Annotated in this window: 17 protein-coding genes and 1 pseudogene; 13 read left to right on the top strand and 5 right to left on the bottom strand. The window is 63.9% G+C overall.

The annotated features are described in order from the left end of the window. Positions 1-117: 117 nt before the first annotated feature. The gene (locus UB43_RS02420) at positions 118-1161 is read right to left on the bottom strand and encodes an AraC family transcriptional regulator (protein WP_045208055.1); all 1044 of its coding nucleotides are present in this window, start codon (positions 1159-1161) and stop codon (positions 118-120) included. A gap of 111 nt (positions 1162-1272) precedes the next feature. Here UB43_RS02420 and UB43_RS02415 point away from each other — a divergent pair, with 111 nt between their 5' ends. Then, complete coding sequence (locus UB43_RS02415) at positions 1273-3021, top strand: amidohydrolase (RefSeq protein WP_045208053.1); 1749 nt, start codon at positions 1273-1275, stop codon at positions 3019-3021. Then, complete coding sequence (locus tag UB43_RS02410) at positions 3018-3935, top strand: GTP-binding protein (RefSeq protein WP_045208051.1); 918 nt, start codon at positions 3018-3020, stop codon at positions 3933-3935. The genes UB43_RS02415 and UB43_RS02410 overlap by 4 nt, the downstream gene beginning before the upstream one ends. Before the next feature lie 159 nt (positions 3936-4094). Here UB43_RS02410 and UB43_RS02405 read toward each other — a convergent pair whose 3' ends face one another. Both UB43_RS02405 and UB43_RS02400 read right to left on the bottom strand, forming a co-directional pair. Then, positions 4095-4376 (bottom strand): pyrimidine/purine nucleoside phosphorylase, encoded by a 282-nt coding sequence (locus UB43_RS02405; RefSeq protein WP_024765480.1) that lies wholly within the window; start codon positions 4374-4376, stop codon positions 4095-4097. Positions 4377-4498: 122 nt separating this feature from the next. After that, the gene (locus UB43_RS02400; protein WP_045208048.1) at positions 4499-5050 is read right to left on the bottom strand and encodes an exonuclease domain-containing protein; all 552 of its coding nucleotides are present in this window, start codon (positions 5048-5050) and stop codon (positions 4499-4501) included. A 107-nt stretch (positions 5051-5157) separates the two neighbouring features. On the opposite strand from UB43_RS02400, the pseudogene UB43_RS02395 reads away from it, so the two are divergent. Then, a pseudogene (locus tag UB43_RS02395) lies at positions 5158-6045 on the top strand (NAD(P)-dependent oxidoreductase); the annotation flags it as partial. A 66-nt stretch (positions 6046-6111) separates the two neighbouring features. Here UB43_RS02395 and UB43_RS02390 read toward each other — a convergent pair. Next, the gene (locus UB43_RS02390; RefSeq protein WP_045208042.1) at positions 6112-6453 is read right to left on the bottom strand and encodes a DMT family protein; all 342 of its coding nucleotides are present in this window, start codon (positions 6451-6453) and stop codon (positions 6112-6114) included. Between the two features lie 70 nt (positions 6454-6523). On the opposite strand from UB43_RS02390, the gene UB43_RS02385 reads away from it, so the two are divergent. The 3 genes from UB43_RS02385 (at position 6524) to UB43_RS02375 (ending at position 9780) form a co-directional block, all read left to right on the top strand. Continuing rightward, entirely contained in the window at positions 6524-8773 is a 2250-nt protein-coding gene (locus UB43_RS02385) for an alpha-glucosidase (RefSeq protein WP_156160321.1), read from the top strand. Positions 8774-8794: 21 nt separating this feature from the next. Then, the gene (locus UB43_RS02380; RefSeq protein WP_045208039.1) at positions 8795-9049 is read left to right on the top strand and encodes a YkgJ family cysteine cluster protein; all 255 of its coding nucleotides are present in this window, start codon (positions 8795-8797) and stop codon (positions 9047-9049) included. A 125-nt stretch (positions 9050-9174) separates the two neighbouring features. After that, positions 9175-9780 (top strand): START domain-containing protein, encoded by a 606-nt coding sequence (locus UB43_RS02375; protein WP_045208037.1) that lies wholly within the window; start codon positions 9175-9177, stop codon positions 9778-9780. A gap of 261 nt (positions 9781-10041) precedes the next feature. On the opposite strand, the gene gltA is transcribed toward UB43_RS02375, so the two are convergent. Then, positions 10042-11325 carry a citrate synthase gene (gltA, locus tag UB43_RS02370; protein WP_045208034.1) on the bottom strand — a complete coding sequence of 428 codons (1284 nt, stop codon included), beginning with the start codon at positions 11323-11325 and terminating at the stop codon, positions 10042-10044. A gap of 354 nt (positions 11326-11679) precedes the next feature. Here gltA and sdhC point away from each other — a divergent pair, with 354 nt between their 5' ends. The 7 genes from sdhC (at position 11680) to lpdA (ending at position 20794) form a co-directional block, all read left to right on the top strand. Further along, complete coding sequence (gene sdhC / locus UB43_RS02365; protein ID WP_167523168.1) at positions 11680-12066, top strand: succinate dehydrogenase, cytochrome b556 subunit; 387 nt, start codon at positions 11680-11682, stop codon at positions 12064-12066. Then, entirely contained in the window at positions 12060-12428 is a 369-nt protein-coding gene (sdhD, locus tag UB43_RS02360; protein WP_024765472.1) for a succinate dehydrogenase, hydrophobic membrane anchor protein, read from the top strand. Before sdhC ends, sdhD begins: the two co-directional genes overlap by 7 nt. 3 nt (positions 12429-12431) lie before the next feature. After that, positions 12432-14204: a succinate dehydrogenase flavoprotein subunit gene (sdhA, locus tag UB43_RS02355; protein WP_045208031.1), complete on the top strand. Its 1773-nt coding sequence runs from the start codon at positions 12432-12434 to the stop codon at positions 14202-14204. A gap of 11 nt (positions 14205-14215) precedes the next feature. Beyond that, positions 14216-14923 (top strand): succinate dehydrogenase iron-sulfur subunit, encoded by a 708-nt coding sequence (locus tag UB43_RS02350; protein ID WP_045208028.1) that lies wholly within the window; start codon positions 14216-14218, stop codon positions 14921-14923. A gap of 249 nt (positions 14924-15172) precedes the next feature. Beyond that, positions 15173-18004, top strand: a complete 2832-nt coding sequence (locus tag UB43_RS02345; RefSeq protein WP_045208025.1) for a 2-oxoglutarate dehydrogenase E1 component — start codon at positions 15173-15175, stop codon at positions 18002-18004. A gap of 42 nt (positions 18005-18046) precedes the next feature. Beyond that, a complete protein-coding gene (odhB, locus tag UB43_RS02340) occupies positions 18047-19276 on the top strand; it encodes a 2-oxoglutarate dehydrogenase complex dihydrolipoyllysine-residue succinyltransferase (protein ID WP_045208023.1) in 1230 nt (409 codons plus the stop codon). Positions 19277-19357: 81 nt separating this feature from the next. Continuing rightward, entirely contained in the window at positions 19358-20794 is a 1437-nt protein-coding gene (gene lpdA / locus UB43_RS02335; RefSeq protein ID WP_045208021.1) for a dihydrolipoyl dehydrogenase, read from the top strand. Positions 20795-20798: the final 4 nt, after the last annotated feature.

Raw genomic sequence — 20798 nt, 5'->3', positions numbered from 1 at the left:
CATGGCGCGCTCCTACAGGGGGGCATCTGCGCAAGCTGGAACCTATCGCCACCTCGTCTCTTATAGGAGCGGGTTGCGTCCGCGATCGTGCGCATGGGCTGGGCGCCCCCGCGCGTCCTACAGGTTTCTTCCAGCGTCGGCGCGAAAACGCTCCGGCGTCGTCCCGGTAAATCGCTGGAAAGCCCGGTGGAAACTGGTGACGTGTTCGTAGCCGAGCAGGAAGGCGATCTCCTGCAACGCCATCCGGCTGGCCAGCAGGTAACGCTGGGCCAGCGCCATCCGCACCTCCAGCACTATTCCCTTGAAGGTCAGCCCATGCTCGCGCAGCCGACGTTGCAGCGTATGCGGCGGCAGGCGCAGCCAGGCGGCGGTCTGCTCCAGGTCCGGCAGGGGGATGCGCGCGTTCTGCAACAGGTAGTAGCGCACGTCGTCCGGCAGCGCCGGGCCGCGCTCGAAGCTGGCCAGCGTTGCCGCGCCCTGGGCCTGGCACAGCCGGCTCACCGAGGGGTTGGCGGTGGAGAAGGGGCGGTCATGGAATGCCTTTGGCATCCACAGCTCGGCCTGGCCGGCATTGAAATGGCAGGTGCCGGGGAAGAGCTCGCCATACAGCGCCGCATGGGCCGGCGGCGGGTAGGGCAGGTGCAGTTGCATGCCGGCGCAGGTCTCCAGGTCCGGCAGTCGCTGGCACAGCCAGCGCCAGGTGCTGCTCAGCCATTCCTCGCAGAGGGCGATGCGTTCCACCTCGCCGAACGGCGGTAGCTGGAGCGTCAGGCGGATGTGCTCGCCGACTTCCTCGCGATGGGTGTGGATCGGGTGCGGCATCAGGCTCGACGGCTGGCCGAGGGAGATGTCCCAGGAGCGCCGCAGGTTCGCCGCGCTGATCAGCGCGTAGCCGATCACCCCCAGGTCATAGAGGTTGTAGCGCTGGCCCAGGCGCAGGAAGAAGTCGCTGGGGCCAAGCAACCCGGCGGCCTGCTGCAGCAGGCGATAGTAGCGGGCGAAGTTCATGTCGGCGGCGGCCGCTTCGCTGTTGCTGGGCAGCCCGAGACCTCCCAGCAAGGGTGCAAGTGCCGGCAGGGCGGGGCGGGCGCGCCACTCGTCGAGGAAGTGGCGGAACAGCTGGCGCGCGGCGTAATCGATGTCGAAGGAAGCGGTGGGCATTCGCGCGGTCAACCTGTCGTTTAGTGCTAGCGAGTTGTCATCTTGTGCTAGTCAGTGGCTGAAAGTCGAGCCCTATACTGCGCCCACGGACAAGAACAACAAGGGCTTCCCATGACCGCTCCGGACCGCTTCCGCTCCTCCAACTCCCCCACCGGCCGTTTCGCCGAACTGCTGCTGCACAACGGCCGCTTCTACACCCTGGACCCCGCCCAGCCCTGGGCCGAGGCCGTGGCCATCCGCGATGGTCGGCTGCTGGCGGTGGGCCGTCGCGAAGAGATGGAGCACCTGATCGGCCCGGACACCCTGGTGCGCGACCTCGAAGGCGCGTTCTGCATGCCCGGCCTGCACGACATGCACACCCACCCGGACCTGGCGCTGAACCCGCGCTACGCCGACGACCTCGACGTCGGCATCGAGGACCCGACCCCGGAGCAGCTTGCAAAGGCCATTCGGGACTATGCCGACAGCCACCCGGGCGATGGCTGGGTCTACGGCCAGTACTGGGTGCGCTACACCTTCCGCGAAGCCGGGCTGAAGCCGGGCCGCGAGTGGCTCGACAGTATCCTGCCGGATCGCCCCGTGGCGCTGCTCGACCGCATGTGGGGCACCATGATGGTCAACTCCCGGGCACTGGAGCTGGCGGGCATCGACGCCAGCACCGCCGACCCGCGCAACGGTTACCTGGAGCGCGACGAACTGACCGGCGAGCCCAACGGACTGCTGATCGATGGCGCCTACGCGCTGATCCACGCGGCCATGCCGCCGACCCCGGCCAAGGTCCTGCGCCAGTCTTACCGCGAAGGCGTGCACTTCCAGAGCTCGCGCGGCGTCACCGCGGCCAAGTACCTGCACGTCTGCGAGAACCGCCTGGACGCCCTCAAGTACCTCGACGACGCCGGCCAACTGACCCTGCGCGTGGAGGCGGCGATCAGCTGGCAGGACGACATCTTCCCGGTGCGTCGCCGCTGGGAGCTGCTCGCCGGCGAGCGCCACTATTACCGCAGCGCGCGGCTGTCGGCGAACGCGGTGAAATTCCACTTCGACGGCACCGTCGAACCGCGCTCTTCCTTCCTCATCACCCCCTGGCCGGGCGAAGACGCCTGGCGCGGCAAGCTCAACCTGACGCCGGAGCACATCACCGACATGGTGGTGGACATGGATCGCCGCGGCATCCGCGTCATCGCTCACTGCACCGGCGACGCGGCTTCCGACGTGTTCCTCGATGCGGTGGCCGAAGCGCGCCGGCGCAACGGTTTCAGTGGCGTGCGCCATCAGTGCGCGCACAGCACCATCCTGCATCCGGGTAACCTCAAGCGCTTCCGCGAGCTGGAAGTGATCGCCGAGTTTTCCCCGGCGGCCTGGTACCCGACGCCCTTCGCCAGCGGGGCGCGCTCGGGTTACGGCATGGATCGCCTGAAGCGCATCTATGACTTCAAGGGCGTGCTGGCCGCCGGCGGCATTGCGGTGTTCGGCACCGACTGGCCAGTGGCGTCCATCGACCCGTGGCTGGCGCTGGAAACCCTGGTGACTCGGCAGAATCCCTGGAACGACGACCCGGCCTGCTTCGGCGAGCCGATCAGCCTGGAGCAGGCAATCCGCGTGGCGACGCTCAATGGTGCCTATGCCATGGGCCTGGAGAAGCTCACCGGCAGCCTGGAGACGGGCAAGTCGGCGGACTTCATCGTGCTCGACCGCAACCTCTTCGAGCAACCGGCGCGCAACTACATCCATCGCACCGAGGTGCAGCTGACGTTCGTCGAGGGCCGCCCCGTGTATGACCGCCTCGGCCAGTTCAGCGATACCGCCCTGGCAGCGGTGTGGCAAGGCGAGCCGCCGCGCATCGAAGGGGTCAACGCATGAATGCCGCGAGCATCCCGGTGACGGTGGTCGCCGGCTTTCTCGGCGCCGGCAAGACCACGCTGCTGCGCAACCTGCTGGAGCGCTGCGAAGGCAGGCGCCTGGCAGTGATCGTCAATGACTTCGGCGAGCTGAACATCGATGCCGGCATGATCGCCGAGCAGACCGAGGCGGTGTACAGCCTGGAGAACGGCTGCATCTGCTGCAGCGTGCAGGACGATCTGCTGGCGCAGCTGGAACGGCTGGCGAATATGCACCCGCCGCTGGAACAGGTGGTGATCGAGTGCAGCGGGGTGTCCGACCCGCAGCGCATCGTGCAGACGCTGGGCTACCCGAAGCTGCGCCGGCGCCTGCACCTGGATGCGGTGCTGACCGTGGTCGACGCTGCTCGCCGTGAACCGCTGGAAGGCGAGTATGCGCGGCTGGAACGCATGCAGGCCGCCGCCGCCGATCTGCTGCTGCTGAACAAGTGCGACCTGCTCCAAGCCGATGAGCTGGCTGCCCAGCGTGAGCGCTTCGGCCGTGGCGCGCGGGTGCTGGAAACCATCCAGGCACAGATTCCCGATGAGTTGCTGCTGGGCGAGCCGTCGCGCAAGCTCCGGCCCCATGGGCAGGAAGGAGTCGACCATGGCGACCTGTTCGACAGCTGGAGCTGGCAGGGCGATGAGAGCTTCGACGGCGCGCAGCTGAAGCACTGGCTGGAGGCGTTGCCGCGCGGCCTGCTGCGCCTCAAGGGGCTGATTCGCCTGGCGGGGCAGGGAGAGACGGTCTGGCTGCAATACGTGGGCGGGCGCTATCAGTTGCGCCCGGCCACGGCGGCTGAGGCGGCGCAGGGATCGCGGCTGGTGTTCATCGCGGAGAAGGATGCGGGGCTGCGGGCTGATCTTGAGGCTGGCCTGCATAGCTGCTCTTCGTAGGACCGAGGGGGACGCCCAGTCCTTGCTCGCGAACAGCCGAGCGCCGGAGCCGCCGGGAAGTGGTTCGCGAGCAAGCTCGCTCCTACAGGTTTGATCCACCCTGTGCGCGGACAATAAAAAACCGGCCACCAGGGCCGGTTTTTCATGGAACAGCCGAACTCAGCGGTATTCGCAGAGGTAGGCGGTGTCCTGGGCGACTTTCAGCTGGAACTTGCTGTTGGCCGGCACGGTGAAGTTGCTGCCGCCTTCGAAGGTTTCCCAGCTGTCGCTGCCCGGCAGCTTGACGGTCAGCGCGCCGGCGACGACGTGCATCACCTCCAGCTGGCTGGTGCCGAATTCGTATTCGCCGGGAGCCATCACGCCGATGGTGGCGGGGCCTGCGGTCATGTCGAAGGCGATGGATTTGACGGTGCCGTCGAAGTACTCGTTGACCTTGAACATGGGCTTCTCCTGCTAGAGGGGTGAAAAAGGGCCCGCCAGTATGCCCAAGGGCGCAGGCCCCGTCACTAGAGCGGCGCAGGCGACCGTGCGGTCAGTGCCAGGTCGGCGATATTCCGGCCTTTTCAGCCGGCCACGGGCAGGGTCAGCGGCAGCAGGCGGGCGGTATTGCGGGCGTCTTCCAGGGCGCGGTGCGGCTGCCCCTGGAAGTGCAGGCCGGCCAGGTGCAGCGCGGCATTCAGGCCAACCTGACGCTTGAGTTGACGGGCCTGGGCGAAGCGCTGCTTGAGGTTGACGTGGGGGACGCGGGACAGGTGGCTGTCCAGGTGCTGGCGGCGCCATTCCAGTTCCAGCTGGTGGCGGTCGTAGTCGCCCCAACTGGTCCAGCCGGCCAGTCGCGGGCTGTGCTGGGCAAGCCAGCGCTCGAACTGCGGCCAGACCTCGCGCAGCGGTGCGGCGGCATCGACGTTGGCCTGGGTGATGTGGGTGAGTTCGCGACAGAAGGTCGTCAGCAGCGGGCGCCGCTGCGGGCGGACGAAACGCTGGAAATGGTCCAGTTCGCGGCCGTCAGCCTCGGCTACCAGGCTGGCGCCGATCTCGATGATCTCCATTTCCTCGACCGGCCAGCCGCCTTCCTCGGTGGTGGCTTCCAGGTCGATCACCAGCCAGTGGGGCATAGTCGGTGCTCGTGGTTGGGTTCGAAAGTTGGGTTCGAATCGAGTATGGAAGGCGTTTGCGGGACCGGCAAACCGCTGTGCTAGGCTGAGCGACTGGATCGGACAAGGGGACTGCGATGGCGAAAGTGGCTTTTATCGGCCTGGGCGTGATGGGTTACCCCATGGCCGGGCACCTGGCGCGCGAAGGGCATGAGGTGTGCGTCTACAACCGCACCGCGAGCCGCGCCGCCCAGTGGGTCAGGCAGTTCGGCGGCCGCTCGGCCGATACCCCGCGTGATGCCGCGCAGTGGGCCGATTTCGTCATGTGCTGCGTGGGTAACGATGACGACCTGCGCAGTGTGGTGCTGGGCGAGGAGGGCGCGTTGGCCGGCATGCAGCCCGGCTCCGTGCTGGTGGACCACACCACCGCCTCGGCCGAAGTGGCCCGCGAGCTGGCGGTGGCGGCGGCCGAGCGCGAACTGGGCTTCCTCGATGCGCCGGTGTCCGGCGGCCAGGCCGGCGCCGAGAACGGTGCGCTGACGGTGATGGTCGGCGGCGATGCAAGCCTCTACGCCCGCGCGGAGCCGGTGATTACTACCTATTCGCGGATGGTGCGGCGCATGGGGCCGGTGGGCAGCGGTCAACTGACCAAGATGGTCAACCAGATCTGCGTCGGCGGCCTGCTTCAGGGGTTGTCCGAGGCGCTGCACTTCGCCCAGAGCGCTGGCCTCGACGGCATGGCTGCCATGGAAGTGATCAGCAAGGGCGCGGCGCAATCCTGGCAATTGGAGAATCGCCACCAGAGCATGCTGGAAGGGCGCTTCGACTTCGGTTTCGCGGTGGACTGGATGCGCAAGGACCTGGCGATCGTGCTCGACGAGGCTCGCCGCAACGGCGCGCAATTGCCGGTCACGGCGCTGGTCGACCAGTTTTATGCCGAGGTGCAGGCCGCCGGTGGCGGGCGCTGGGATACCTCCAGCCTGATCACTCGCCTCCAGGACTCGCCCGAGTCCTGACCCGCTCTATTCCCCGCAGGTGGCGCCATCGGTCGCAGAGATCGTCGTGCGCTGCTCATGCCCGCCTCAGGCGCGGAAGATAAAGTACACCGCGCCCAGCAGGCACAAGCCGGCCCACAAGTAGTCGAGCTTCAGTGGCTGCTGCATGAAGTACACGCTGAACGGCACGAAGACCGCCAGCGTGATGACCTCCTGCATGATCTTCAGTTGCCCCACCGACATCACCGTGTAGCCGATGCGGTTGGCCGGCACCTGCAATAAATATTCGAAGAGTGCGATGCCCCAGCTGACCAGCGCCGCGATGATCCACGGCTTGCTGCTCAGGGTTTTCAGGTGGCCGTACCAGGCGAAGGTCATGAACAGGTTGGAAAGCGACAAAAGAAACGCGGTTTGCAGCCAGACCGGCATGGCAGAGGCTCCAGAGGGGGACTGCGCCTGAGCCTAGTGGAGCGCCGCGCGACAGCCAAGGGGCGGGATAGTGATCAGATTCTTGTTGCGGGGAGGCGCGGTGTTGCTGGCGCTGGGTGTGCTGGCGTTCGGCGGCTGGAAAGGCTGGCAGTGGTGGCAGCAGCGGCCGGTCTGGGCGCAGCTGACGGTGGCGCCGGCCATGGCAGCCGGGCAGAGCTGGAAGCTGGGCGACTATCGCCTGGAGTGGGACGGCGCATCCTTCGCCCTGCTCGCGGGCGAGCACCCTGCGCAGACGCTGTGGCAGACCCGTGGAGGGTTCCTGGCCGCGGGCATCGGTCGCGTCGAGGCCGAAGAGCATCGCGGCGCGATGTTCATCCACGAACACCGCGAACGGCTGTGCCGCCAGCAACAGTTGACTGCCGTGCGCGCTGAAGCGGACCGGTTGCTGATCTCCGGAACGCTGGGTTGCGCTGACGGCCGACAAGCGCCTTATACACTGGCGCTGCGTGCCGACGGTGAGCGTGGCGTGGTGATGGACGTGAGCCTGGGCGATCCGGCGCTGAACCGTCTTTACCTGGCCTGGGCACGGGAGGCGGACGAGCAGTTCCACGGCTTCGGCGAGCAGTTCACCCGTTTCGACCTGAGCGGGCGCCGTCTGCCGATCCTGGTGCAGGAGCAGGGCGTCGGGCGCGGTTTGCAGCCGATCACCCTGGCGGCCGACCTGAGCGCCCGCGCCGGTGGCGACTGGTGGACCACCTATGCACCGGTGCCTTTCTATCTCACCTCGCGCCTGCACGGCTTCTTCAGCGAGGCGTCGGAGTACCAGGTCTTCGACCTGCGCGACGACCAGCGCGTGGCGCTGGAAGTGCACGCCGGCAAACTCAAGGCGCACTTCTATAAAGGAAACAGTCCCAAGGCACTGATCGAGGCGCACACCTCGGTAGTCGGGCGCATGCCGCCGTTGCCGGCCTGGACGCAGCAGGGGGCGATCCTCGGGCTGCAGGGCGGCACCGAGCGGGTGCGCGGTATCGTCCACCAGCTGGAGCAAGCGAAGGTGCCGCTGGCCGGCGTCTGGGTGCAGGACTGGGTCGGCCAGCGCACTACCAGTTTCGGCAAGCAACTGTGGTGGAACTGGGTGCTCGATGGCGAGCGCTATCCGGGTTGGCTGGCCTTCAATGCCGAGCTCCGGGCCAAGGGCGTTCGCAGCCTGGCTTACGTGAACCCCTTCCTAGTGGACACGGCGGAGAAGGGTGGAGCGACCCGCAATCTCTATCGGGAAGCGCTGGATCATGGCTATCTGACCCTGGATCAGCAGGGGCAACCGCTGCTGTTGCAGAACACCAGCTTCAGCGCGGGTCTGGTCGACCTGACCAATCCCCGGGCGGCTGACTGGCTGCGCGGGGTGATGCGCGAGGAAATGCTCGGTGCGGGCTTCTCCGGCTGGATGGCGGACTTCGGCGAGGCGCTACCCTATGAGGCGAAGCTGGCATCCGGTGAGCCGGCGTCCGTTCTGCATAATCGCTATCCGGAGCTGTGGGCGAAGCTGAACCGGCAACTGGTGGACGCGGAAGGGCCTGGCGAGCTGCTGTTCTTCATGCGCTCCGCCTACAGCCGCAGCCCGGGCCTGACCACCAGCCTGTGGCTGGGCGACCAGCTGGTGACCTGGGACGCCGACGACGGTCTGCACAGTGCGCTGCTGGGGCTACTGTCCGGCGGCGTCTCCGGCTTCAGCCTGAATCACAGCGATACCGGCGGCTACACCACCATCAGCAGCCCGATCCGGAACTACCACCGCAGCGAGGAGCTGCTGCTGCGCTGGATGGAGTTTTCCGCCTTCACCAGCCTGCTGCGCACCCACGAGGGTAATCGCCCGGACGACAACGTGCAGGCCTACAGCGCACCGGCCACCGTGGCGCAGTTGCAGCGCTTCGCCACGGTGTTCCGCGAGCTGGCGCCGTACCGTCGGCGCCTGATGGACGAGGCGGCGCAGCATGGCTGGCCGCTGGTGCGCCCGCTGTGGCTGGAATTCCCCGCTGATCCGGCCAGCTTGGCGGAAACGCCGACGAGCTATATGCTCGGCGACCAATTTCTGGTGGCCCCGGTGCTGGAGCCCGGCGTGCAGCGTCTGAGCGTGACGTTGCCCGAGGGGCGCTGGGTGCACCTGTGGAGCGGCAGCACCTTCGAGGTGGCCTCCGGCGGTGTGGTCGAAGTCCCCGCGCCGATTGGCGAGCCGGCGGTGTTCTACCGCGCTGGCTCCGCCGATGGCGAGCACCTGGTAGAGGCGCTGCGTGAGCAGGGACTGCTGCGCTCCAATCCTTGACGTCGAGTAGAGAGTTCATCCATGCAATGCCGTATCGGCTGTGGCGCCTGCTGCATAGCGCCGTCGATTTCCTCGCCCATCCCCGGCATGCCCGACGGCAAGCCGGCGGGCGTGCGCTGCGTGCAACTGGATGAACGCAATCTGTGCAAACTATTCGGCGATTCGCGGCGTCCAAAGGTCTGTGCGGCCTTCGAGGCGGACGCCGATGCCTGCGGCAGCAGCAACGAGCAGGCCCTGCTGATCCTCACCGAGTGGGAACGCATCACCGCCGCCTGATGTGACTTGGAAGTCACGTTTTCGCGGTCCATACTGACGCCCCGACCCGCTCAAGACCGCGGATTGCGACGGGGCGGCGGCATCTGCTGCCCCCCACGAGACCAAGAATAAAGAGAGGTAAGACGATGCGTGGTGTATTGCGTATGACCCTGCTGGCCACTGCCGTGATGGGCTTTGCCGGTGCTGCCCTGGCGGAAGACTGGAAGCTGGAGAAGGAAGAAGACGGCGTGAAGGTCTTCCTCAGCCCTGTGGCCGGCTCCAAGTACAAGGCCTACCGTGGCGTCGTCGACATCAAGGCCGATGTGGCCAAGATCAACGCCCTGCAGGAAGACGTGGCTGGTTCCTGCAAGTGGATCCACGCCTGCGCCGAAATGCGCCTGCTGAAAACCGAAGGCGACAACTCCTGGACCTACTCGAAGATCGACATGCCCTGGCCGGTGACCGGCCGCGACGTGGTGATCCATGTGACCACCGAGAAGACCGCCGATGGCGGCCTGATCCGTCACCTGAAGGCCGAGCCGACCTACATTCCGGAAGAGAAGGGTGAAATCCGCGTGCCGAAGCTGATCGGCGAGTGGAAGCTGGTACCCAAGGGCGCCGGCGTGACCGAAGTGACTTACCAGGTACAGACCGAGCCGGGCGGCAGCATCCCGTCCTGGCTGGCCAACAGCTTCGTGGTCGATGCCCCGATGAACACCCTGAAGGGCCTGCGCAGCGCTGCCGAGAAGTAAAAGCGCTGCATTCTGACCCACGAAAAGCCGCCTTCGGGCGGCTTTCTCGTTTCTGTATAAACAGGCCATGACCGCGGTCGCGTGCATGGCATGATCCTGCAATCGTGTGCCGGCCGGCTCTTCGTAGGAGCGAGCTTGCTCGCGAATGGGGTTTCCGGCCGCATTGGCGTCAAGGAGTTCGCGAGCAAGCTCGCTCCTACAGAAAAGCCGGGGCAATAAAAAGGCCGCCCGAAGGCGGCCTTTTCTTTTACGCCGTAGCGCTTAGCGGGCCTTGAGGTCCACGAAGTCGCGCTGGGTGGCGCCGGTGTACAGCTGGCGCGGGCGGCCAATCTTGTACGGGCCGGAGAGCATTTCCTGCCAGTGCGAGATCCAGCCCACGGTGCGTGCCAGGGCGAAGATCACGGTGAACATGCTGGTCGGAATGCCGATGGCCTTCAGGATGATGCCGGAGTAGAAGTCCACGTTCGGGTAGAGGTTGCGCTCCACGAAGTAGGGATCGTGGCGGGCGATTTCTTCCAGCTTCATGGCCAGTTCCAGTTGCGGGTCGTTGATGCCCAGCTCCTGGAGAACCTCGTCGCAGGTCTGTTTCATGACCTTGGCGCGTGGGTCGAAGTTCTTGTACACGCGGTGGCCGAAGCCCATCAGCTTGAACGGATCGTTCTTGTCCTTGGCCTTGGCCACGAACTTCTCGATGTTCGATACGTCACCGATTTCGTCCAGCATGCGCAGGACGGCTTCGTTCGCACCGCCGTGAGCCGGTCCCCACAGGGCAGCGATGCCCGAGGCGATACAGGCGAACGGGTTGGCACCCGAGGAGCCCGCCAGGCGCACGGTGGAGGTGGAGGCGTTCTGCTCGTGGTCGGCGTGCAGGATGAAGATGCGGTCCATGGCCTTGGCCAGCACAGGGCTGATCGGCTTGGTCTCGCAAGGGGTGTTGAACATCATATGCAGGAAGTTTTCTGCATAGTTCAGGTCGTTGCGCGGGTACATCATCGGCTCGCCCTTGGAGTACTTGTACACCATGGCAGCGATGGTCGGCATCTTGGCGATCAGACGATGCGCCGAGACTTCCCGGTGCTTCGGATTATTGATGTCCAGGGAGTCGTGGTAGAAGGCGGAGAGGGCACCGATCACGCCGCACATCACGGCCATCGGGTGCGCATCACGGCGGAAACCGTTGAAGAAGGTCTTCAGCTGTTCATGAACCATGGTGTGGTTCTTGATGGTACCGACGAACTTTTCCTTCTGCTCGGCAGTCGGAAGTTCGCCGTTGAGCAGCAGGTAGCAGGTTTCCAGGTAGTCGGACTTTTCGGCGAGCTGTTCGATCGGGTAGCCGCGATGCAGCAGTACACCTTTATCACCGTCGATGTAGGTGATCTTCGACTCGCAGGAGGCGGTGGACATGAAGCCGGGGTCGAAAGTGAAGTGACCCGTGGAGGTCAGGCCCCGCACGTCGACTACATCGGGACCCAGCGTGCCGGAGAGGACGGGCAGTTCGACGGGGGCAGCGCCCTCGATGATCAACTGCGCTTTTTTGTCAGCCATGATGGCCTCCTATTTATGCTTGAAATCATCTGTACGACCCCCCACGCAGGGCCCGCACCACTATAGAGAGATAAATCCGAATGTCAATTTGCACAATCGGAGAAGTTTGGCTCCTCCAAGCCCCTGTTTTGCCGGAAAAATTTGCCTGTTTACGCCTTTTCTGGGGGTGCGGCAATTAGTCCTTAGGTGGAGGTCTTTCCGTTGTCATTAGGAGCCTAACTGTCTATACTCGGCGACCAGCCGCCAAGGGCCGTCCGGCCTCGCTTGATTGGTGGTTGTCACTCCCGAAGGTGATGGGTACCTGACAAGTGCACCTCCCGACAACTAGCCCTGATCCATAGAAGGGCTCTCAGTGTGAAAAAAGCCGTGAATAGCAAACGACCCGTAAACCTAGACCTAAGGACCATCCAACTCCCTATCACTGCTTACACGTCGATTCTCCACCGTATCTCTGGCGTCATTCTGTTCGTGGGCATCGCAGTGCTGCTGTTCGCACTGGATCGTTCCCTCGCTTCGGAAGAAAGCTTCGAGCAGGTGAAGGCGTGTCTGACCCATCCGTTGGTCAAGCTTGTGATCTGGGGCCTGCTGTCTGCGCTCCTGTACCACCTGGTAGCCGGTATTCGTCATCTCGTCATGGACGCAGGTATTGGCGAAACGCTGGAAGGCGGTAAGCGTGGTTCGAAAATCGTCATCGCTGTCGCAGTGGTGCTGATCGTTCTGGCGGGGGTATGGGTATGGTAACTAACGTCACTAACTTGTCGCGTTCGGGTCTCTATGACTGGATGGTCCAGCGCGTCTCCGCGGTCGTTCTCGCGGCTTATGTTCTCTTCCTGCTGGGCTTCCTGATCGCTCACCCGGGTATTACCTACGCCGAGTGGCATGGTCTGTTCTCCCACAGCCTGATGAAGATTTTCAGCCTGTTGACGCTGGTTTCCCTGAGCGTGCACGCGTGGGTTGGTATGTGGACCATCACTACCGACTACCTGACTCCGATGGCGCTGGGCAAGTCCGCGACTGTCGTGCGTTTCCTCGTCCAGGCGGTATGCGGCATGGCCATGTTCGCATTCTTCGTCTGGGGTGTGCAGATTCTCTGGGGTAACTGATCCATGGCTAGCATTCGTACTCTTTCCTTCGACGCAATCATCGTTGGTGGTGGCGGCGCCGGCATGCGCGCTGCGCTGCAACTGGCCCAGGGTGGTCACAAGACTGCCGTGGTGACCAAGGTCTTCCCGACCCGTTCGCACACCGTATCCGCCCAGGGCGGCATCACCTGCGCCATCGCTTCGGCCGACCCGAACGACGATTGGCGCTGGCACATGTACGATACCGTCAAGGGCTCCGACTACATCGGTGACCAGGACGCTATCGAATACATGTGCTCCGTCGGCCCGGAAGCCGTGTTCGAACTGGAACACATGGGCCTGCCGTTCTCCCGTACCGAGCAGGGCCGCATCTACCAGCGTCCGTTCGGTGGCCAGTCCAAGGACTTCGGCAAGGGTGGCCAGGCTGCCCGTACCTGCGCCGCAGCCGACCGTACCGGTCACGCCCTGCTGCACACCCTCTATCAGGCCAACCTGAAGAGCGGTACGTCCTTCCTTAATGAGTGGTACGCCGTTGACCTGGTGAAGAACCAGGACGGTCATGTGGTTGGCGTCATCGCCATCGACATCGAAACCGGCGACACCGTTTATATCCGCTCCAAAGCCGTGGTCCTGGCCACCGGCGGTGCCGGCCGTATCTACGCCTCCACCACCAACGCCCTGATCAACACCGGTGACGGCATCGGTATGGCCCTGCGCGCTGGCGTGCCGGTGCAGGACATCGAGATGTGGCAGTTCCACCCGACCGGCATCGCCGGCGCTGGTGTACTGGTTACCGAAGGCTGCCGCGGTGAAGGTGGCTACCTGATCAACGCCCACGGCGAGCGTTTCATGGAGCGTTACGCTCCGAACGCGAAAGACCTGGCCGGCCGCGACGTGGTTGCCCGTTCCATGGTCAAGGAAGTGATCGCCGGCAACGGCGTGGGCCCGAACAAGGACCACGTACTGCTGAAGCTCGACCACCTCGGCGAAGAAGTTCTGCACAGCCGCCTGCCTGGCATCTGCGAACTGTCCAAGACCTTCGCCCACGTTGACCCGGTTGTCGCTCCGATCCCGGTTATCCCGACCTGCCACTACATGATGGGCGGCGTTGCCACCAACATTCATGGCCAGGCCCTGACCATGGACGCCAACGGCAACGAGCAGATCATCGAAGGCCTGTTCGCCGTAGGCGAAGTGGCTTGCGTATCGGTACACGGCGCCAACCGCCTGGGCGGCAACTCGCTGCTCGACCTGGTTGTGTTCGGTCGTGCCACCGGTCTGCACCTGGAGAAGGCGCTCAAGGATGGTATCGAGCACCGCCAGGCATCCGAGTCCGACCTGGAATCCGCTTTCAAGCGCCTGAACGGCGTGAACGAGCGCACCAGCGGCGAAGAAGTCGCTCCGCTCAAGCGCGAGCTGCAATCCTGCATGCAGAACTACTTCGGTGTATTCCGTACCGGCGAATACATGCAGAAAGGTATCGCTCAGCTGGCTGATCTGCGTGAGCGTATCGCCGCGGTCAAGATCAACGACAAGAGCCAGGCATTCAACACGGCGCGTATCGAAGCGCTGGAACTGCAGAACCTCCTCGAAGTGGCCGAAGCCACTGCGATTGCGGCAGAAGCCCGCAAAGAGTCCCGCGGCGCGCATGCCCGTGAAGACTTCGAGGAGCGCGATGACGAGAACTGGCTGTGCCACACCCTGTACTTCCCGGGTGAGAAGCGTGTAGCCAAGCGTGCCGTCAACTTCGCGCCGAAAACTGTTCCGGCATTCGAACCCAAGGTTCGTACTTACTAAGGGTGCCCGCCATGTTGCAAGTGAGTGTTTACCGCTACAACCCTGAGAAGGACGCTGCACCTTACATGCAGGACTTCCAGGTCGATACCGACGGCAAGGACATCATGGTCCTGGACGTGCTGGCGCTGATCAAGGAACAGGACGAGGGCTTCTCCTACCGTCGTTCCTGCCGTGAAGGCGTGTGCGGTTCCGACGGTATGAACATGAATGGCAAGAACGGCCTGGCCTGCATCACCCCCTTGTCGGCCGTGGGCCTGAAGGGTGGCAAGCTGGTTATTCGCCCGCTGCCCGGCCTGCCGGTCATCCGTGACCTGGTCGTCGACATGCGCATCTTCTACAAGCAGTACGAGAGCGTGAAGCCGTTCCTGCAGAACAAATATGCAGCTCCGGCCATCGAACGTCTGCAAAGCCCGGAAGAGCGCGAGAAGCTGGACGGTCTGTACGAGTGCATCCTGTGCGCCTGCTGCTCGACCTCCTGCCCGTCGTTCTGGTGGAATCCCGACAAGTTCCTGGGTCCCGCCGCACTGCTGCAAGCCTATCGCTTCCTGGCCGACAGCCGTGACACCGAAACTCAGGCGCGCCTGGCGAGCCTGGATGACCCGTTCAGCGTCTTCCGCTGCCGCGGGATCATGAACTGCGTGAACGTCTGCCCGAAGGGTCTGAACCCCACCAAGGCAATCGGTCACATCCGTAACATGCTGCTGCAGAGCGGCACTTGATCTGCGGGCCTTGCGCCCAAAGATCATGAAAGAGCGACACCTGTGCCGCCGGAATATTGTCCGGCGGTACAGTCCCTAGGACCCAAGCCCACAAAGCGGGGGTCCTGTTTTGAAAACGTATATATGACCAGCAGGGGCATCCGGGCTGGTACCCGGACTATCTGCGGGGATCGGTGGCTTGAAGTCGCTGTGTATGACTTCGCGCCAGAGATTCCACAGGTGGAGTCCCCTTACCGAGGGTGACCAAGCATGCACGAAAGCGTAATGCAGCGGATGTGGAACAGTGCCCATCTATCCGGTGGAAACGCTGCCTACGTCGAAGAGCTCTACGAGCTCTACCTGCACGACCCGAACGCTGTGCCAGAAGAGTGGCGCACGTACTTCCAGAAGCTCCCCGCTGACGGCAATCCTGCCCCCGACGTCTCGCATTCCTCTATCCGTGATCATTTCGTACTCCTGGCCAAGAACCAGCGCCGCGCTGCGCCTGTTTCCGCTGGCAGCGTAAGCACCGAGCACGAGAAAAAGCAGGTTGAAGTCCTGCGCCTGATCCTGGCATACCGTCTGCGTGGACATCAGGCAGCATCGCTCGATCCGCTGGGTCTCTGGGTGCGTACCGCTCCCTCCGATCTGTCGCTCGAACACTACGGGCTCACCGCTGCAGACCTCGACACTACTTTCCGTACCGGTGAGCTCTACATCGGCAAGGAAGAAGCGACCCTGCGTGAAATCATCGATGCGCTGAAGCAGACCTACTGCAGCACCATCGGCGCCGAGTTCATGCACATCGTCGATTCCGAACAGCGCCACTGGTTCGCCCAGCGCCTGGAAAGCGTGCGCGGCCGTCCGGCGTACTCCACCGACGCCCGTTCCCACCTGCTCGAGCGCCTCACCGCTGCCGAAGGCCTGGAAAAGTACCTGGGCACCAAGTACCCGGGCACCAAGCGCTTCGGCCTGGAAGGCGGCGAAAGCCTGATCCCGATGGTCGACGAGATCATCCAGCGCTCCGGCTCCTACGGTGTGAAGGAAATCGTCATCGGCATGGCTCACCGCGGCCGTCTGAACGTCCTGGTCAACACCCTGGGCAAGAACCCGCGCGAACTGTTCGACGAGTTCGAAGGCAAGAAGCTGGTCGAGATGGGCTCCGGGGACGTGAAGTACCACCAGGGCTTCTCCTCCAACGTCATGACCACCGGCGGCGAAGTCCACCTGGCCCTCGCGTTCAACCCCTCGCACCTGGAAATCGTTTCCCCGGTGGTCGAGGGTTCGGTACGCGCCCGCCAGGACCGTCGTAAAGACGGCACCGGCGACAAGGTCGTGCCGATCTCCATCCACGGTGATGCCGCCTTCGCGGGGCAGGGCGTGGTCATGGAGACCTTCCAGATGTCGCAGACCCGTGCTTACAAGACGGGCGGCACCATCCACATCGTGATCAACAACCAGGTGGGCTTCACCACCAGCCGCCAGGACGATGCTCGTTCCACCGAGTACGCGACCGACGTGGCGAAGATGATCCAGGCGCCGATCTTCCATGTGAACGGCGACGATCCGGAAGCGGTCCTGTTCGTGACCCAGCTGGCCGTCGACTACCGCATGCAGTTCAAGCGTGACGTGGTCATCGACCTGGTCTGCTACCGCCGTCGCGGCCACAACGAGGCCGACGAGCCGAGCGGCACCCAGCCGCTGATGTACCAGCAGATCGCCAAGCAGCGCACTACCCGTGACCTGTATGCCGACGCGCTGATCGCCGCTGGCGTGCAGACCACCGAACAGGCCCAGGAGAAAGTCGACGAATACCGCGACGCTCTCGACAACGGCCTGCACGTGGTGAAGAGCCTGGTGAAGGAGCCCAACAAGGAGCTCTTCGTCGACTGGCGTCCGTACATCGGCCACGCCTGGACCGCGCGTCACGACACCCGTTGCGATCTGAAGACCCTGCAGGACCTGTCCAACAAGCTGCTGGAAACCCCGGACGGCTTCGTCATGCAGCGTCAGGTACAGAAGATCTACGAAGACCGCGCCAAGATGGCTGCCGGTGGCTTCCCGATCAACTGGGGCTTCGCCGAGAACCTGGCCTACGCCACCCTGCTGTTCGAAGGTCACCCGGTCCGCATGACCGGTCAGGACGTCGGCCGCGGCACCTTCTCGCACCGCCACGCGGCGCTGCACAACCAGAAGGACGACTCGGTCTACATCCCGCTGGCCAACCTGTTCGACGGCCAGCCGCGCGTCAGCCTGTACGACTCCTACCTCTCGGAAGAAGCTGTACTGGCGTTCGAATACGGCTACGCCACCACCACCCCGGATGCACTCGTGGTGTGGGAAGCGCAGTTCGGTGACTTCGCCAACGGTGCACAGGTCGTGATCGACCAGTTCATCACCAGCGGCGAAACCAAGTGGCAACGCCTGTGTGGTCTGACCATGCTGCTGCCGCACGGTTACGAAGGCCAGGGTCCGGAGCACTCCTCCGCGCGTCTGGAGCGTTACCTGCAGCTGTGCGCCGAGCAGAACATCCAGGTCTGCGTGCCGACTACTCCGGCCCAGGTCTACCACATGCTGCGCCGTCAGGTGATCCGTCCGCTGCGCAAGCCGCTGATCGTGATGACTCCGAAGTCGCTGCTGCGTCACAAGCTGGCCATCTCGACCCTGGAAGATCTGGCCGACGGTTCGTTCCAGACTGTGATCAACGAGATCGACAGCCTGGATCCGAAGAAAGTCGACCGCATCGTGCTGTGTAGCGGCAAGGTCTACTACGACCTGCTGGAGAAGCGTCGTGCCGAAGGTCTCGAGAACATCGCGATCGTTCGTCTCGAGCAGCTGTATCCCTTCCCGGAGGACGATCTGGCCGAGGTACTGTCGCAGTACAAGAACCTCAAGCACATCGTCTGGTGCCAGGAAGAGCCGATGAACCAGGGTGCCTGGTTCTGCTCGCAGCACCACATGCGTCGTGTCATCGCCGCGCACAAGAAAGGTCTCAACCTGGAATACGCGGGCCGCGAAGGCTCGGCAGCTCCGGCTTGCGGCTACGCTTCGATGCACGCCGAGCAGCAGGAAAAACTGCTGCAGGACGCCTTCACCGTTTAACGCCAACGCGCAGTTGATACCGAATTTAAGGAAACACACATAATGGCTATCGAAATCAAAGCCCCAACCTTCCCGGAATCGGTTGCCGACGGCACCGTCGCAACCTGGCACAAGAAGGTCGGTGAAGCCGTCAAGCGTGACGAGCTGATCGTCGACATCGAGACCGACAAAGTCGTGATCGAAGTACTGGCCGAGGCCGACGGCGTCCTGGCTGAGATCGTCAAGAACGAAGGCGACACCGTTCTCTCCAACGAACTGCTGGGCAAGCTGAGCGAAGGCGGTGCTGCCGCTGCCGCTCCGGCTGCCGCCTCGGCTCCGGCTGCCGCTCCGGCCGCTGCTGCCCCGGCCGCCGCCGCTGGCGACGACAACATCCTCTCGCCGGCCGCCCGCAAGCTGGCCGAAGAGAACGGCATCGACCCGAACAGCCTGGCCGGTACCGGCAAGGGCGGTCGCGTGACCAAGGAAGACGTCGTAGCTGCCGTTGAAGCCAAGAAGAATGCCCCGGCCGCCGCTCCGGCTGCCAAGGCTGCAGCCCCGGCTGCCGCTGCTCCGGTGTTCGCCGCTGGCGACCGCGTCGAGAAGCGCGTTCCGATGACCCGCCTGCGCGCCAAGGTTGCCGAGCGTCTGGTCGAAGCCCAGTCCTCCATGGCCATGCTGACTACCTTCAACGAAGTCAACATGAAGCCGATCATGGACCTGCGCAACAAGTACAAGGACCTGTTCGAGAAGAAGCACAACGGCGTTCGCCTGGGCTTCATGTCTTTCTTCGTCAAGGCCGCCACCGAAGCCCTGAAGCGCTTCCCGGGCGTCAACGCCTCGATCGACGGCAACGATATCGTCTACCACGGCTACCAGGACATCGGTGTGGCAGTATCCAGCGACCGCGGTCTGGTCGTGCCGGTCCTGCGTAACGCCGAGTTCATGAGCCTGGCCGAGATCGAGAACGGCATCGCCACCTTCGGCAAGAAAGCCAAAGACGGCAAGCTGTCCATCGAAGACATGACCGGTGGTACTTTCACCATTTCCAACGGTGGCGTATTCGGTTCCCTGCTGTCGACTCCGATCGTCAACCCGCCGCAGACCGCCATCCTCGGCATGCACAAGATCCAGGAGCGCCCGATGGCCGTAAACGGCCAGGTCGTGATCCTGCCGATGATGTACCTGGCGCTGTCCTACGATCACCGCATGATCGATGGCAAGGAAGCGGTAAGCTTCCTGGTCACCATGAAGGATCTGCTGGAAGATCCGGCTCGCCTGCTGCTCGACGTCTGATACGTCAGTTCACACGACGGCCCCGTACTACACGACGGCCCCGAAAGGGGCCGTCCGCTTCACCGGAATAAGGATTGAGACATGAGCCAGAAATTCGACGTGGTTGTGATTGGTGCCGGCCCTGGCGGTTACGTAGCCGCCATCCGTGCCGCCCAACTCGGCCTGAAGACCGCTTGCATCGAGAAGTACATCGGTAAAGAGGGCAAGGTCGCCCTCGGCGGTACCTGCCTGAACGTAGGCTGCATTCCGTCCAAGGCGCTGCTGGACAGCTCCTGGAAGTACAAGGAAGCCAAAGAGAGCTTCGACGTTCACGGTATCTCCACTGGCGAAGTGAAGATGGACGTTCCGGCGATGATTGGCCGCAAGGCCAACATCGTGAAGAACCTGACCGGCGGCATCGCCACCCTGTTCAAGGCCAACGGCGTGACCTCCTTCGAAGGCCACGGCAAGGTCCTGGCCAACAAGCAGGTCGAAGTGACCGGCCTGGACGGCAAGACCCAGGTTCTGGAAGCCGACAACATCATCATCGCTTCGGGCTCCAAGCCGGTCGAAATCCCGCCGGCCCCGCTGACCGACGACATCATCGTCGACTCCACCGGCGCCCTGGAATTCCAGAGCGTACCGAAGAAGCTGGGCGTGATCGGCGCTGGCGTCATCGGCCTGGAACTGGGTTCGGTCTGGGCTCGCCTGGGCGCTGAAGTCACCGTCCTGGAAGCCCTGGACAAGTTCCTCCCGGCTGCCGACGAGCAGATCGCCAAGGAAGCCCTGAAGACCCTGACCAAGCAAGGTCTGAACATCCGCCTGGGCGCTCGCGTCACCGGTTCGGACGTGAAGAAGAAGCAGGTCACTGTCACCTTCACCGACGCCAATGGCGAGCAGAAGGAAGTCTTCGACAAGCTGATCGTGGCCGTGGGCCGCCGCCCGGTGACCACCGATCTGCTGGCTGCCGACAGCGGCGTCACCCTGGACGAGCGTGGCTTCATCTTCGTCGACGACCATTGCAAGACCAGCGTTCCGGGCGTCTACGCCATCGGTGACGTGGTCCGCGGCGCCATGCTGGCGCACAAGGCCTCGGAAGAGGGCGTGATGGTTGCCGAGCGCATCGCCGGCCACAAGGCCCAGATGAACTACGACCTGATTCCGTCGGTGATCTACACCCACCCGGAAATCGCATGGGTCGGCAAGACCGAGCAGCAGCTCAAGGGTGAAGGCGTCGAAGTCAACGTCGGTACCTTCCCGTTCGCCGCCAGCGGCCGCGCCATGGCTGCCAACGACACCGGCGGCCTGGTCAAGGTCATCGCCGATGCCAAGACCGACCGCGTACTGGGCGTCCACGTGATCGGCCCGAGCGCCGCCGAGCTGGTTCAGCAAGGCGCGATCGGCATGGAATTCGGCACCAGTGCCGAAGACCTGGGCATGATGGTCTTCTCCCACCCGACTCTGTCCGAAGCGCTGCACGAAGCGGCCCTGGCAGTGAATGGCCACGCCATCCACATCGCCAACCGCAAGAAGCGCTAAGGAA

Origin of the sequence: Pseudomonas sp. 21 (assembly GCF_000955805.1) — a bacterium.
Classification (GTDB): Bacteria; Pseudomonadota; Gammaproteobacteria; order Pseudomonadales; family Pseudomonadaceae; genus Pseudomonas.
The sequence above is the reverse complement of the archived record's forward strand: the minus strand, read 5'-3'. Positions and strand labels throughout refer to the sequence as shown.

What these genes read in the sequence shown, in the direction of transcription:
- UB43_RS02420 (WP_045208055.1), bottom strand. Translation starts at nt 1,161, where the DNA reads ATGCCCACCGCTTCCTTCGACATCGATTACGCCGCGCGCCAGCTGTTC.
- UB43_RS02415 (WP_045208053.1), top strand. Translation starts at nt 1,273, where the DNA reads ATGACCGCTCCGGACCGCTTCCGCTCCTCCAACTCCCCCACCGGCCGT.
- UB43_RS02410 (WP_045208051.1), top strand. Translation starts at nt 3,018, where the DNA reads ATGAATGCCGCGAGCATCCCGGTGACGGTGGTCGCCGGCTTTCTCGGC.
- UB43_RS02405 (WP_024765480.1), bottom strand. Translation starts at nt 4,376, where the DNA reads ATGTTCAAGGTCAACGAGTACTTCGACGGCACCGTCAAATCCATCGCC.
- UB43_RS02400 (WP_045208048.1), bottom strand. Translation starts at nt 5,050, where the DNA reads ATGCCCCACTGGCTGGTGATCGACCTGGAAGCCACCACCGAGGAAGGC.
- UB43_RS02390 (WP_045208042.1), bottom strand. Translation starts at nt 6,453, where the DNA reads ATGCCGGTCTGGCTGCAAACCGCGTTTCTTTTGTCGCTTTCCAACCTG.
- UB43_RS02380 (WP_045208039.1), top strand. Translation starts at nt 8,795, where the DNA reads ATGCAATGCCGTATCGGCTGTGGCGCCTGCTGCATAGCGCCGTCGATT.
- UB43_RS02375 (WP_045208037.1), top strand. Translation starts at nt 9,175, where the DNA reads ATGCGTGGTGTATTGCGTATGACCCTGCTGGCCACTGCCGTGATGGGC.
- gltA (WP_045208034.1), bottom strand. Translation starts at nt 11,325, where the DNA reads ATGGCTGACAAAAAAGCGCAGTTGATCATCGAGGGCGCTGCCCCCGTC.
- sdhD (WP_024765472.1), top strand. Translation starts at nt 12,060, where the DNA reads ATGGTAACTAACGTCACTAACTTGTCGCGTTCGGGTCTCTATGACTGG.
- sdhA (WP_045208031.1), top strand. Translation starts at nt 12,432, where the DNA reads ATGGCTAGCATTCGTACTCTTTCCTTCGACGCAATCATCGTTGGTGGT.
- UB43_RS02350 (WP_045208028.1), top strand. Translation starts at nt 14,216, where the DNA reads ATGTTGCAAGTGAGTGTTTACCGCTACAACCCTGAGAAGGACGCTGCA.
- UB43_RS02345 (WP_045208025.1), top strand. Translation starts at nt 15,173, where the DNA reads ATGCACGAAAGCGTAATGCAGCGGATGTGGAACAGTGCCCATCTATCC.
- odhB (WP_045208023.1), top strand. Translation starts at nt 18,047, where the DNA reads ATGGCTATCGAAATCAAAGCCCCAACCTTCCCGGAATCGGTTGCCGAC.
- lpdA (WP_045208021.1), top strand. Translation starts at nt 19,358, where the DNA reads ATGAGCCAGAAATTCGACGTGGTTGTGATTGGTGCCGGCCCTGGCGGT.